Annotated in this window: 10 protein-coding genes; 4 read left to right on the top strand and 6 right to left on the bottom strand. The window is 75.2% G+C overall.

Going from position 1 to position 12,352, the window contains the following annotated elements:
* Positions 1 to 82: 82 nt before the first annotated feature.
* From RF640_RS12760 to RF640_RS12770, 3 genes are all read left to right on the top strand, one after another.
* Positions 83 to 1,147 (top strand): biotin/lipoate A/B protein ligase family protein, encoded by a 1,065-nt coding sequence (locus tag RF640_RS12760; protein ID WP_368828061.1) that lies wholly within the window; start codon positions 83 to 85, stop codon positions 1,145 to 1,147.
* A gap of 143 nt (positions 1,148 to 1,290) precedes the next feature.
* Positions 1,291 to 2,343 (top strand): LCP family protein, encoded by a 1,053-nt coding sequence (locus tag RF640_RS12765; protein WP_017834339.1) that lies wholly within the window; start codon positions 1,291 to 1,293, stop codon positions 2,341 to 2,343.
* Positions 2,344 to 2,444: 101 nt separating this feature from the next.
* Complete coding sequence (locus tag RF640_RS12770; protein WP_368828063.1) at positions 2,445 to 4,214, top strand: glycosyltransferase family 4 protein; 1,770 nt, start codon at positions 2,445 to 2,447, stop codon at positions 4,212 to 4,214.
* Positions 4,215 to 4,227: 13 nt separating this feature from the next.
* Here RF640_RS12770 and RF640_RS12775 read toward each other — a convergent pair whose 3' ends face one another.
* The 3 genes from RF640_RS12775 to RF640_RS12785 form a co-directional block, all read right to left on the bottom strand.
* Positions 4,228 to 5,118: an oxygenase MpaB family protein gene (locus RF640_RS12775; RefSeq protein WP_368828097.1), complete on the bottom strand. Its 891-nt coding sequence runs from the start codon at positions 5,116 to 5,118 to the stop codon at positions 4,228 to 4,230.
* A gap of 143 nt (positions 5,119 to 5,261) precedes the next feature.
* On the bottom strand, positions 5,262 to 5,936 hold the full coding sequence (locus RF640_RS12780) for a hypothetical protein (protein WP_017834337.1): 675 nt from the start codon (positions 5,934 to 5,936) through the stop codon (positions 5,262 to 5,264).
* A gap of 181 nt (positions 5,937 to 6,117) precedes the next feature.
* Entirely contained in the window at positions 6,118 to 6,819 is a 702-nt protein-coding gene (locus tag RF640_RS12785) for an SDR family oxidoreductase (protein WP_368828065.1), read from the bottom strand.
* Positions 6,820 to 7,041: 222 nt separating this feature from the next.
* Between RF640_RS12785 and RF640_RS12790 the strand changes: the two genes are divergently transcribed.
* On the top strand, positions 7,042 to 8,436 hold the full coding sequence (locus tag RF640_RS12790) for an aldehyde dehydrogenase (RefSeq protein WP_368828067.1): 1,395 nt from the start codon (positions 7,042 to 7,044) through the stop codon (positions 8,434 to 8,436).
* 46 nt (positions 8,437 to 8,482) lie between these two features.
* On the opposite strand, the gene RF640_RS12795 is transcribed toward RF640_RS12790, so the two are convergent.
* The 3 genes from RF640_RS12795 to RF640_RS12805 form a co-directional block, all read right to left on the bottom strand.
* A complete protein-coding gene (locus RF640_RS12795; RefSeq protein ID WP_368828072.1) occupies positions 8,483 to 9,190 on the bottom strand; it encodes a BTAD domain-containing putative transcriptional regulator in 708 nt (235 codons plus the stop codon).
* Positions 9,191 to 9,378: 188 nt separating this feature from the next.
* A complete protein-coding gene (locus RF640_RS12800) occupies positions 9,379 to 11,061 on the bottom strand; it encodes an AarF/ABC1/UbiB kinase family protein (RefSeq protein ID WP_017834333.1) in 1,683 nt (560 codons plus the stop codon).
* A complete protein-coding gene (locus tag RF640_RS12805) occupies positions 11,058 to 12,215 on the bottom strand; it encodes a hypothetical protein (protein WP_017834332.1) in 1,158 nt (385 codons plus the stop codon). Before RF640_RS12805 ends, RF640_RS12800 begins: the two co-directional genes overlap by 4 nt.
* Positions 12,216 to 12,352 lie beyond the last annotated feature (137 nt).

Genomic DNA, 12,352 nt, shown 5'->3' on the forward strand with positions numbered 1-12,352 from the left:
ACCGGTCCGGGCCTGCGCCGTGCCCGCGGTCCCCGGCGTAGGCTGACCCGGGACCACCGGCACGGACGAGGGAAGGACACGGATGGCGCAGGAGCGACGGCACGGGGAGTACAAGGTGCTGGGCGGCAAGCTCGTGGTCGCGGACCTGGACGTGGTCGACGGGCGGCTGGCCGACGTCTCCGTGAACGGGGACTTCTTCCTCGAGCCCGACGAGGCCCTCGAGGACATCAACGCGGCGCTCACCGGGCTCAGCGAGCAGGCCTCCCCGCAGGAGATCGTCGCGGCGGTCGAGGCGGCCCTCGCGCCCGACGTCGTGCTGTTCGGCTTCTCCCCGCAGGCGATCGCCACCGCGGTCCGCCGGGCCCTGGCCCACGCCACGACGTGGGACGACCACGCGTGGGAGGTCATCCCGCCCACCGTCCGCCCCACCCTGGAGAACCTCGCGCTCGACGAGGTCCTCGCCCGCGAGGTGGGCGCGGGCCGGCGCCCGCCCGCCCTGCGCCTGTGGGACTGGGAGGAGCCGTCCGTGGTGATCGGGTCCTTCCAGTCCCTGCGCAACGAGGTGGACGCCGAGGGCGCCCGGCGGCACGGCGTCTCCGTGGTGCGCCGCGTCTCCGGGGGCGGGGCCATGTTCATGGAGGCGGGCAACTGCATCACCTACTCGCTGTACCTGCCGCAGACGCTCGTGGACGGGCTCAGCTTCTCGGAGTCCTACCCGTTCCTCGACCAGTGGGTCATGCAGGCGTTCCAGGAGATGGGCCTGGAGGCGTTCTACGTCCCGCTCAACGACATCGCCACCGAGCACGGCAAGATCGGCGGAGCGGCGCAGAAGCGCTTCGCGGGCGGCGGGATGGTCCACCACGTGACCATGAGCTACGACATCGACGCGCAGAAGATGACCGAGGTCCTGCGGATCGGCAAGGAGAAGCTCTCCGACAAGGGGCACCGCTCGGCCAAGAAGCGCGTGGACCCGCTGCGCCGGCAGACCGGCATGGCCCGCGCCGACGTCGTGGGCAAGCTCGTGGAGGTCTTCGCGGGCCGCTACGGCGCCGCGGAGGGCATCGTCCGGGACACCGAGATCGCCGCCGCCCGCGAGCTCGTGCGCACCAAGTTCGCCACCCCGGAGTGGATCGGCCGGGTGCCCTGACCCGCCCGTGGCCCTTCTCCGCCCCCGGCTCTCCCAGCGACCTCCGGGCGACCTCCGAGCAGCGGCGGCCTAGCATGGGCGCACCGGCCGGGACAGGTGCCGCGACCGGCGTCCGCCCGACCCACCGAACGGGGAGCCTCTGAATGACCGTCCACGACCGCGAATCCGCCCGCGACGCCGACCGTGGTGCCGAGCGCGCGGCGGCCGCGCCGCGCCGCCGCCCGGTGCGGCGCGTGCTGCTGGTGCTCCTGGGTCTCGTGCTGGTCCTCGCCCTGGTGGCCGCCGCGTTCGTCTGGAACCTGGGACGGACCTTCGACGCCCGCAAGCAGGTCGTGGACGACGCGTTCCCCGCCGAGAGCGGGCGCCCCGCGGCGGGCTCCGCCCAGGACCGGGGCACCACCGTGCTGCTGCTCGGCGCCGACAGCCAGCCCGGCGGGCGGGCGGACGTGGGCGTCGAGGGGGTGCGGGCGGACACCATCATGCTGGTGCACCTTCCCGAGGACGGCGGCGAGGCCTACGTCATCTCCGTGCTGCGGGACACGTGGGTGCCGATCCCCGGGGTGGGGGAGGCGAAGATCAACGCCGCCCTCGACCTCGGCGGCGTCCCGCTGATGGTCGGGACGGTCGAGGACCTCTTCGGCACCCGGGTCGACCAGGTCGCCGAGGTGGACTTCGCCGGCTTCCAGGCCCTCACCGACGCCCTCGGCGGCGTGACCGTCGACGTGCCCCAGGACTTCGTGTCCAACGAGGGCATGACCTTCGAGCAGGGCCCCGAGCACATGGACGGGGAACGGGCGCTCGAGTTCGTCCGGGAGCGCAAGGCCTTCGAGGACGGGGACTTCCAGCGGGTGGAGAACCAGCGCAACTACGTCCAGTCCGCTCTCGAGCGGCTGCTCGGCCCGCAGACGCTGCTCAACCCGGTCCGGCTGCACACCGTGGTCAGCGACTTCTCGCCCTACCTGACGGTGAGCGAGGGGCTCGACGCGGCGTGGATCGCCGGGCTCGCCCCCGACCTGGCCGGTCTCTCCGCCGGGGACCTGCGGATGACCACGGCCCCCGATCAGGGCCTCGGCGTGTCCCCGGACGGGCAGTCCGTGGTCCTGCCCGACCTCGAGGCGATGGCGGGCATCGGCACGGCCGTCGCGGCGGACGATCTGGGCCCATATCTTGCTACGCTGAACCCTGACGATCAGTAGTTCCCCACCGGCCCCCGACCCGGCGAGAAACGTCTTCCCCCGCCCGCAGCACGCCCCGTGATCGACCGGGACGGCCCCTCTTGACCCCCCGCGAGAAGGCCATGCCGCACACTCCCCGCCCCTTCAGTCCGGACGACGAGCCCGAGGCCTTCTGGCTGCCCGCGGCCCGGCTTCTCCCCGCCGCCGCGGCGCGACCCGCCGCCCGCGCCCTGCTGCGCAGTCCCTGGCCCGAGGCCGGGGCCGCCGTGGTCCGCGCCCTGGGCCCGGACCCGCGCGCGGAGCGGCAGCTCGAGCACCGGCTCGGCCGGGCCCGCCGCCGGCGTCCCGCGCCGGGCGCGGCCCGGCGCCTCGCCGAGGCCGCCCTGTCCGCGGGCCGCGTGGCCGAGGCGGACCGGTTCCTCGCGCTGGTGCCGCCCGGCACCAGCGACCTCGCCGGCACGCGGGCCCGCCGCCACCGCCACGTCGGCCGGATCTCGGAGGCCGTGGTCGAGCTCCGGCGCGCCGTGGGCGCCGGGCGAGCCACGCCGGGGGAGCGCCGCCGGCTGCTCCACTACGAGGACGACCTGCGGCTGCTCTCCGGCTGGCGTCCCGCGCTCACCCCGGTGGTCGGCTACCGGCCTGAGGCCGCCTCCGTGCTGCACGTGCTGGCCGAGGCCCCGCCGCGCGCCCGGGGCCGCCGCGCCCCGCGCCACCACTCCCTGCTGTCCGCAACCGTGGCCCAGGGCTGGACCGTGACCGCCGTGACCCGCCCCGGTCCCGTGCCCGCCGACGGCCGGTCGCACGGGCCGGCGCCCGAGGTGCTCGACGGCGTCTCCTACCACCGGATCCTGCCCGCCCGCCGCGCGCTGCTGCCCACGGCACGACTGCAGCAGGAGGCGCAGGCCCTGCTCGATCTGGCCCTGCGCGCCCGGCCCGCCGTGCTGCACACGACGAGCCGTCCCGGCAACGGCCTCGTGACCCGCGCGGTGGCCGAGGCCCTGGGCATCCCGTGGGTCTACGAGGTGCGCGAGCTGCCGGCCGACCGGTGGGCGGCCTCCCGTCCCGCCGAGGCCGCCACGAGCGAGCGCCACCGGCTCGACTGCGCCCGGGAGGCCGAGGTCCTGGCCGCCGCGGCCGACGTGGTGACCACGAGCCGTGCGATGGGCGAGCGGGTGCGGGCGCTGACGCGGGCCCTGCCGGCCGGCCCGGTCCCGGTCCGCGTGGCGCCTCCCGCCGTGGACGGCCCCTACCTGGCGGATCCCCGCCCCCTGCGGGAGGCGCGCCGGGTGCTCGGTCTGCCGGAGACGGCTCGGGTGGTGGGCGCGGTCGCGGACCTGGTGGAGCACGAGGGCCTCGACGACCTCCTGCGCGCCGCGGCCCTCGTGCGCGCCGACGTGCCGGAGCTGCTCGTGGTGGTCGTGGGCGCGGGCCCGGCGCGGCGGGAGCTCGAGCGCCTGGCCGCGGAGCTCGGCCTGGGCGACCGGGTCCGCTTCACGGGGCGGGTCCCGGACGAGCAGGTCGTGCAGTACCACCAGGCGTTCGACGTGTTCGTGGTCGCCCGCAAGGACCGCCCGGTCACCCGGGCCGCGGCCCCGACCGAGTCCGTCGAGGCCCTGGCCACCGGGACCCCCGTGGTCGCCTCGCGGCTGCCGGTGCTCGCCGAGACCGTGGCCGACGGCATCACCGGGATGCTCACCCCGCCGGAGGAGCCCGAGACCCTCGCCACGGTCCTGCGGATGATGCTCGAGTGCCCCGCCGTGCGCCGCTGCCTCGGCGGCGAGGGCCGGCGCCGGGTCGTGCCGGGACGGACGTGGCACGGCGTGGCCGCGGCGGCCGCGGAGGCCTACGACCACGTCACCGGGCGCGCCGGGACCGAGGAGGCCTCGGCCTGAGCGCGGGGCGCCCTCAGAGCAGGCCGAGGCGAGCGAGGCGGCGGCGCGCGGCCGCCTCGCTCGGCCCCGTCTCCCCGAGGGCGCGGCCGACCACCGCCAGGGTGAGCCCGGCGGCGCTGCGCGTGGGCAGCGGCACGGGGCCCAGCCGCGGACGCTCGAGACCGAGCAGGTCCAGCCGGTCCCCGGGCAGCGAGTCCACGACGGCGGCGAACAGGGCCCGGTAGCCCGGCAGCAGCACGGGGTCCAGGGGCGGGCGGCGCAGGAACGCCACGACGTCGTCCACCCGCGGGCCTCCGGCGAGGCGGGGGCCGAAGGACCGGAGGCGCTCGTCCAGCTCGGCCTCGGAGCGCGGCGGCCGCTCCACGCCCATCAGCCGGCCCGCCACGGCCCACTCCCGCACGTAGGCGTCCGGCCCGCCCGGGATCGTCCCGCCCCACCGCTGGTGGGAGCGCAGGAACGCGTCCGTGAACGCCAGGTGGACCCACTCGGCGAGCTCGGGGTCGTTCGCGCAGTACGGGCGCCGCACGCCGTCGGCCCCGGTGTAGGTGCCGCGCACGCGGTCGTGGATCCGGCGGACGTGCGCCGAGGCCCGGTGCGCGGCGGTGGTGTCCCCGTAGGTGACGGTGAAGATCCACCGGATGGTCCCGGCGAGGCGCCCCAGGGGGTCGCTCCGGTAGTCCGAGTGCTCGACGACGCCGGCCAGCGCCCCCGGGTGCAGGGCCTGGGTGAGCAGGGCGCGAACGCCCGCGGGGATCGTCGCCATCGACCCGTGCACGGCCCACACCGCCGAACCGGGCCGGAAGTGCCCGGCGTCCTGGCCGTCGGCCAGCGCCAGCTCCCACTCCGGCACGCGGTCCGCCTGTCCGGCGAAGGTCGTGCGCAGCCTGTCCTGCAGCGGCGCCATCAGTCCCACGTCGAGCCCCTTCCGTCCCGGTGACCGGTCGGGCCCATCATGGCCGCCGCCTCCGACATCCGCGGCGGCGCGCCGCGCAGGACCGCGCCCGGATCCGCCGCCGGGGCGGGGCCGCACCGGGCAGGGCCGGGAGCTCAGGGCCGTTCGGAGCCCCCGGGGACCAGTCCGGCCAGGGGCCCGCCCCGGAGGAAGCGCACGAGGGCGGGGGAGCGGGTGACCACCGTCTCCTGGTAGCGGCCGGGTAGCTCGGGGTCCTTGCCGATGACCAGCTGCTCGACGTCGTCGTCCAGGAACATCGCCATGGTGCCCCGCAGCAGCTCCAGCACCGCGTCGTCGCCGAGCAGGTCGCGCACGGCGCCGGGCAGCCGGACGGTGCGCGCGCCGTCGAGGACCAGGTCGGCGAAGTCGGGCGTGTCGCCCTCCGACCAACGGGCCGTGGACGCGGCGGCGACCGCCCCGACGGCCTCGACCGCGAGGGTCACGACGATGGTCGCCTCCGTCAGCGCCGTCCGGACGTCCTCCGCGCGGCCCCGCTCGCGGTTCCGCCGCCAGCGGCTCGGACGGGTGCGATCGACCACCAGGTACTCCAGCTGCAGCCTGCCCCGGCAGTCCTCCAGGAAGGAGACGGTGACGGTCTCGGCGGGGCAGTCCTCCCGGACGGCGGCGTAGGCCCGGCGCAGCAGGTCCTGCAGGTCGGTGGAGCCGCGTCCGAGCGTGCGCGCCGAGAGGCGCACGGGCCGGCCGTGCTCGTCGAGGCAGCGCACCGTGATCGGGACGCGTGCCACCGTGGTGTCGAGGGGGGAGTCCACGCTGACGTCAGGCCTTCCTGTGCGGTCGGGGAGAGGTCATCAGTCTAGATGCGCAGTCATGATCCGCCCGCGCCCGACCCGTCGCCCGTTGTGGGGACAACCGTGCCCTCACCAGCGGCGACGGCCGGGCCGGAGGCGTTTCCGCGGTCCGGCCCGGCCGTCCCTCCGTGCGCAGCGCCGATCAGGGCCAGGAGCCCTCCTCGGCGTGGGCGACGAACAGCTCGCGGATCTCGCACCCGCGGGGCTGTCCGAGGGCGAACAGGACGGCGTTCGCCACGTTCTCCGGATCGTTGAGCTGGGAGTCGTCCTGGGGCTTGTACTGCTCGTCCCGGTCGTCGAAGAAGTGCGTCTTCATGCCGCCGGGGATGAGCTGGGTGACGCCGACCTCGCCCTTGAGCTCCGCGGCGAGGGCCTGGGTGAAGCCCAGCACCCCGAACTTGGAGGCGCAGTACGCCGTCGCGTCCGAGACGCCCTTCAGCGCCAGGGTGGAGGCCACGGTGACGACCCGCCCCCGGGAATCCCGCAGGGCGGGCAGCGCCGCACGCACCGTGGACACGGTGCCGAACAGGTTGACCTGCACGACCTTCTCCCACTCGGTGCTCGCCACGTCCTCGAGCCGGCCGCAGCGGTCGATGCCGGCGGCGGTGACGACCGCGTCCAGACCGCCGGCGTCCGCCACGGCCCGGCGCACCGTCTCGGCCACCGCGGCGGTGTCCGCCACGTCGACCTCGTAGGCGGTGACGCCGCTGAGCGTGCTGATGTCCCGGTCCAGGACGATGGGGGTGCCGCCGTTGTCGCGGACCGCCTCCGCCACGGCGGCGCCGAGCCCGGAGGCACCGCCGGTGATCAGCACCCGGCCGGGATTGGTGGGGTGGAGACTCATGCAACTTCCTCTCTGCTGGACACGGCCGCGCCCACGGCCGGTGCCGCGGGCGGGCGTGCTGCTCCTCGTCGGAACAGGGGGCAGGCGCCGCGGGTGCGGCGGCCTGGTCCCTGCTACCGTAGCCGCTCCCGAGCCGTTCATCAGTATGCTCATCAGGACGGCCCCCGGGGTGTCCGCACCCGCACGGCCGGAGGACGCCCGCCCGCACGGAGAAGGAGTTCCATGACCACCGCAGCACCCGCCACCGCCCCGACGACCGAGCTCACCGTGCAGGATCCGCGGGACGGGTCCACGGTCGGCACCCTGGCCGCCGCCACGGAGGAGGAGGTGCGGGCCGCGGTCGCGACCGCCCGCGGCGCCGCCCGGGACTGGGCCCGGACCGCCCCCGAGGAGCGCGGGAAGGCCCTGCGCGCGGCCGCCGACCGCCTGGCCGCCCACGCCCAGGAGCTCGCCGAGCTCAACGCCCGCGAGACCGGCAAGCCCGTCGAGGAGTCCCTGGGCGGGGTGATGGCCGGGGTCGGGACGCTCCACCAGTACGCGGAGCTCGGCCCGGTGCACCGGGGCCACAGCCTGCGCGGCAGCGTGCTCGCGGCCGACTACACGGTCGCGGAGCCGCGCGGCGTCGTCGTCGCCCTCACCCCCTGGAACGACCCCGTGGCCGTGGCCGCGGGCCTGCTGGGCGCGGCGGTCGTCACCGGCAACACCGTGGTGCACAAGCCGAGCGAGCGCTGCCCCCACGTCGGGGCCCGCCTCGGGGAGATCCTCGCCGGGGCGCTGCCGGCCGGCGTGCTCGGCACCGTCACCGGCGGCGCCGCCGTGGGGCAGCTGCTCACGGCGCTGCCCGGCGTCGACGTCCTCGCCCACGTCGGCTCCACCGCCACGGGGGAGGCCATCGCCCGCGCGGCGCTCGGCACCGGCGCCCACGTGGTCCGGGAGAACGGCGGCAACGACGCCCTGGTGGTCGACGACGACGTCGACCCCGTCTGGGCCGCCGGGCAGGCCGCCCTCGGCGCGTTCGCGAACTCGGGCCAGATCTGCGTGGCGGTCGAGCGGATCTACGTCCACCGCGGCGTCGCCGAGCCGTTCCTCGAGGCGCTCGCCGAGGAGGCGCGCCGGCGCAACACCGACGGCACGCTCGCGCCGCTGGTCGACGAGCGGCTGCGCGAGGAGGTCCACCGCCAGGTCGCCGAGAGCGTCGCCCAGGGGGCGGTCGTGCTCGAGGGCGCCCAGGTCCCGGAGGGCCCCGGCGCGTTCTACCCGGCCACCGTGCTGCGCGGGTGCACCCCCGCGATGGCCGTGATGACCGAGGAGACGTTCGGGCCCGTGGCGCCGGTCCAGGTCGTCGACAGCTTCGACGAGGGGCTCCGGCTGGCCGCCGCCGACCGCTACGGGCTGGCCGCCACCGTGCTCACCGGCCGGATCGCCCACGCCCAGCGCGCCGTGGCCGAGCTGCCCGTGGGCACGCTCAAGGTCAACAACGTCTTCGGCGGCGCCCCGGGCGGTGCGGCGCAGCCGCGGCGGGCGTCCGGCGCGGGCTTCGGCTACGGCCCCGAGCTCCTCGACGAGATGACCCAGGTGAAGGTCGTGCACCTGGAGATGCCGCCCGAGGCCGGCTGAGCACTGGCCGCGGCCCCCGTGGGCCCGGGCCGCGGAACCCGGGTCCTCACCGCCGGCGCCGGGGCTCGAGCAGCCCCCGGACCCGGTCCGAGGGCTGCTCGCCCAGCTCCGCCGCGAGGGCCGAGCGGTACTCCTGGAAAGCCCGCCGGGCCTCGGCCTCGTTGCCGAGAGCGAGGTGGGCGCGGAGCAGCAGGCGCACGGCGCTCTCGCGCAGGGGAGCGGCGTCTCGGACCGTCCGGGCCAGCGCGAGGGCGTGGTGGACCTCCCCGCGGACCAGGCAGAGCTCGGCCCGCTCCTCCACGGCGTTGACGTAGAGCTCCTGCAGCCGGGCCTGCTCCTCGACCACCCAGTCGTCGTACCAGCCCGGCAGCAGCGCCACCCGGGGCCGGTCCAGCACCCAGGCGTCGTCCCGCTCGGCGGACCAGGACGCCACGGGGCGCAGGACCAGTTCGAGCAGACGGTGCAGGTCCACGTCCACCGCCCCGGAGAGCGCGAGGTCGCCGCCGTGGCCCGCGAGGGCCCCCGGCACGCGCCGGGACAGGGTGAAGACGGCCGCGCGCAGACTGCCGAGCGCGTGGTCCTCCGGGCACTCCGGCCACAGCAGGCCGGCGAGGTAGTGCCGGGACCGGGGGCCGTGGACCGCCAGCGCCGCCAGGAGCCGCTGCTGCCGCGCCCCGGTGTGCACCGGGGCGCCCTGCACGGCGAGGTCCCAGCTCCCCAGCAGGCGCAGCGTGATCGGCCTCCGCTCGCCCATGATCCCGCTCCCCCCGGCTGACCAGGCACAACGTCCGCGCCCGGGTTCCACCGCCATGCTCTGCCGCGGGGTGGGGGAAGTCAACGGGATGTCGTGCCCCGCCGCGAGTGCGTCCGCGCCGGGTCCCTGCCGGGTCCCCGCGCGGCGGGGGCCCGGGGCGGAGGCCGGGCGGGCCGCCCCGCCGGGGCTCAGAAGCGGCGGCGGACCCGGATGGTGTTGGCCAGGCGCCGGACCTTGGGCACGTTGGTGGAGAGCACGAGATAGCCGGTGAGCGTGCCCACGGTGGTCGCGCCGCCGGCGATCAGGGGGGTGTGGAACTTCCGCCACCGCTCCGGGTCGGACGCCAGGATGTGGGCCATGCCGTTGATGGACGCGGCGATCACCGCGCCGGCCACCACCTGGTGGCCGATCTTCTCGCCGCGCTTGAGCAGCGGCTCGAACTCGTCGGCGCGCAGGTGGACGTCGAAGCCGCCGCGCTCCAGCACCACGATGAGCCGCCGGAGGTACTCGGGGGCCTCCACGCCCATCTGCACCGCGTCCTGCAGGATGTCGCGCACCCGCTTGGCCAGGATCTCGGGGGAGAGCCGGTGCAGCACGAACCGCTGGGCGTACGGGGCGAGGACCGAGACGAGGTCGAACTCCGGGTCCAGGCCGGTGCCCACGGACTCCGCCGTGACGAGCATCCGCAGGAACAGGGCGGACTCGCGCGGCAGGTGCATCCGGTAGCGGCGCAGCATCCCGATGAGGTCGCCCATCAGGTGGCCCACCCGCACCTCGTGCAGGGGCTTGTTCGCGTAGCGGCGCAGCAGGATCGCCACGTCCCGCTCGAGGTCCTTCTTGTTGACGTCCAGCTCCTGCGAGGTCAGCCCCAGCAGCCCCGCGGCGACCCGCCGCGGGTTCTCCTGCACCACGCCGAGCATCAGGGTCACCAGGTGGTCCCGGAACTCGTCGGTGAGGGTGCCCATCATCCCGAAGTCGATGATCCCGATCCGCCCGCCGGTCTCCACGAAGAGGTTCCCGGGGTGCGGGTCCGCGTGGAAGAAGCCGTGCTCGAAGATCATCCGGCAGATGGCCTCGGTCGAGTCCACGGCCAGCAGGTGCCGGTCGAGCCCGGCGGCCTCGAGGGCGGGGTAGTCGTTGATCTTGATCCCGCGGATCCGCTCCATCGTGAGGATCCGGGAGGTCGAGGCCTCCCAGAAGATCTCCGGGACGTGCACCCGGGGGTCGCCCCTGAAGTTCTCGGCCATCCGCTGGGCGTTGCGGGCCTCCGTGAGGTAGTCCAGCTCGTCCCGCAGGGACTGGGCGAACTCGTCCGCCAGACCCACGAGGTCGAAGTGCTGCACCGCCGGCCAGTAGGTGGACAGCAGCTTGGCCAGCTCCGCGAGGATCTCGAGGTCGCGGTTGACCTCCTCGACGACGCCGGGGCGGCGCACCTTCACGACGACGTCCACCCCCTTGTAGACGGCCGCGTGCGCCTGGCCGATCGAGCCCGTGGCGAGCGGCACGGGGTCGATCTCGGCGAGGATCTCCTCGGCGGCGGAGTCGGGCTCCGACTCGATCATCGCCCGGATCCGCTCCGGCGGCACCGGGGGCGTGCTGTCCTGCAGCCGGGTCAGCTCCTGCACGTACCGCGGCGGCAGCAGGTCCGGCCGGGTCGAGACCACCTGGCCGAGCTTCACGAACGTGGGACCGAGCTCCTCGAGGGCCTGCCGCAGGTGGACCGGCTGGCTGTAGAGCTTGTCGGGGTCGATGAGCCGGACCCGGGCCAGCGGTGCGCGCCACTCCTCCTTGATCCCGCCGAGGGCGAAGCCGAAGCCGTGCTTCGAGAGGACCTCGAGGATCTGGAGGAAGCGTTCCCGGCGGCTGATCATCGGCGGGCCGCTCCGGTGCTCATCCGGGCGAGGTAGAAGGACATGAAGCCGGTCGCGACGGCCACGATGAAGCACAGCGCGCTCACCAGCGGTTCGATGCCGAGGAAGACCACGCCCACCCCGCCCAGCAGCACGGTCATGGCCAGCAGCGTCCACACGGCCACGTGCACCCGGCCGAGCACGCCGGTCCCCGGGCCGGCGGACGAGCGCTGAGCGGACACGTCGTCGTCGTGCCCGGCGCGCTCCGCGCCCCCGGACCCCGCCGCGGAGACGGCCAGGCCCTTGCGCCACTTCTTCGCGTTGCGCGAGCGGTCGGCCTCGGCCGGGACGTAGGCGTCCGGGACGGGGAAGCTGCCGCCGGGCGGCAGGAGCTCGGGGACGTCGTTGGGCAGCTGCTCGAACCACTCCGCGGGAATGTCCTCCGGACGCGCGGCCTGGAGGGTCATCGAGACCTCGAAGGCCGAGCCGCGGATGGTGCCCCACACCGCGGTGAGCTTCTCCTGCTGGAAGGCGTGGTCGATGATCGGGATGAACTGCTGGGACATCTGGGTGGAGAGCCGGCCCACCTGGCGGCGCTCGTAGAGCACGTCGACGATGTCCAGGGTCTGCCCGTGGTGGTTGCGGACCTTGTTCGTCTCCAGGGTCAGCATCACGCGGCCCTCCCCGGACGGGGGGATGACGCTGTGCAGGTACTCGGCGAACTCCTGCTCGTCCAGGACCTTGATCGACGGGCCCTGCGGCAGCACCGCGGCCTGCGCCGGGGGCGTGTTGAGCGGGAACAGCAGGTCCGGGGCCGCGATCGACAGCCGCGCCGCGGCGTCGACCTCCGCCTGCCCGTCCTGGCGCAGGACCGTGGCCTCCAGCTTCAGCGGCGCCACCGGCGTGTAGCCGGACGCGATGACCCGCGCGAGGTAGGGCCAGTACCGCTGCGCGTCCTGCTGGGCGAGGTGGCCGATCTTGTTGGGCCCGATCCGCACCGAGACGGTGTGGGGGTCGAAGGGGTTGTCCGGCTCCGGGACCAGCGCCGCGTTGCCCGTCCAGGTGCGCAGCTTGCCGAAGGACAGACCGCCGAACACCCGCATGATCTCGGTGTCGTAGAAGTTCTCCGTGACGATCTCCAGAGAGCCGCGGTCGTTGAGCGCGTAGTCGGTCATGGTCTCCCTCGATGGAGCTGGGGCATCAAGTCGTCAATAGCTTCTCACGATTCCCGTGACGCCCGGTCCACCGCCGGGCCCGTACGGTGTCCGCGCTGACTGGTGCAATGATGGCCGATCAGGACACCGGGCGGGCC

Origin of the sequence: Kocuria sp. CPCC 205231, from assembly GCF_040980965.1 — a bacterium.
In the GTDB taxonomy this organism is placed as follows: Bacteria; Actinomycetota; Actinomycetes; order Actinomycetales; family Micrococcaceae; genus Kocuria; species Kocuria rosea.

Coding starts and splice junctions, on each gene's coding strand:
- RF640_RS12760 (WP_368828061.1), top strand. CDS start 83: ATGGCGCAGGAGCGACGGCACGGGGAGTACAAGGTGCTGGGCGGCAAG.
- RF640_RS12765 (WP_017834339.1), top strand. CDS start 1,291: ATGACCGTCCACGACCGCGAATCCGCCCGCGACGCCGACCGTGGTGCC.
- RF640_RS12770 (WP_368828063.1), top strand. CDS start 2,445: ATGCCGCACACTCCCCGCCCCTTCAGTCCGGACGACGAGCCCGAGGCC.
- RF640_RS12775 (WP_368828097.1), bottom strand. CDS start 5,118: ATGGCGCCGCTGCAGGACAGGCTGCGCACGACCTTCGCCGGACAGGCG.
- RF640_RS12785 (WP_368828065.1), bottom strand. CDS start 6,819: ATGAGTCTCCACCCCACCAATCCCGGCCGGGTGCTGATCACCGGCGGT.
- RF640_RS12790 (WP_368828067.1), top strand. CDS start 7,042: ATGACCACCGCAGCACCCGCCACCGCCCCGACGACCGAGCTCACCGTG.
- RF640_RS12795 (WP_368828072.1), bottom strand. CDS start 9,190: ATGGGCGAGCGGAGGCCGATCACGCTGCGCCTGCTGGGGAGCTGGGAC.
- RF640_RS12800 (WP_017834333.1), bottom strand. CDS start 11,061: ATGATCAGCCGCCGGGAACGCTTCCTCCAGATCCTCGAGGTCCTCTCG.
- RF640_RS12805 (WP_017834332.1), bottom strand. CDS start 12,215: ATGACCGACTACGCGCTCAACGACCGCGGCTCTCTGGAGATCGTCACG.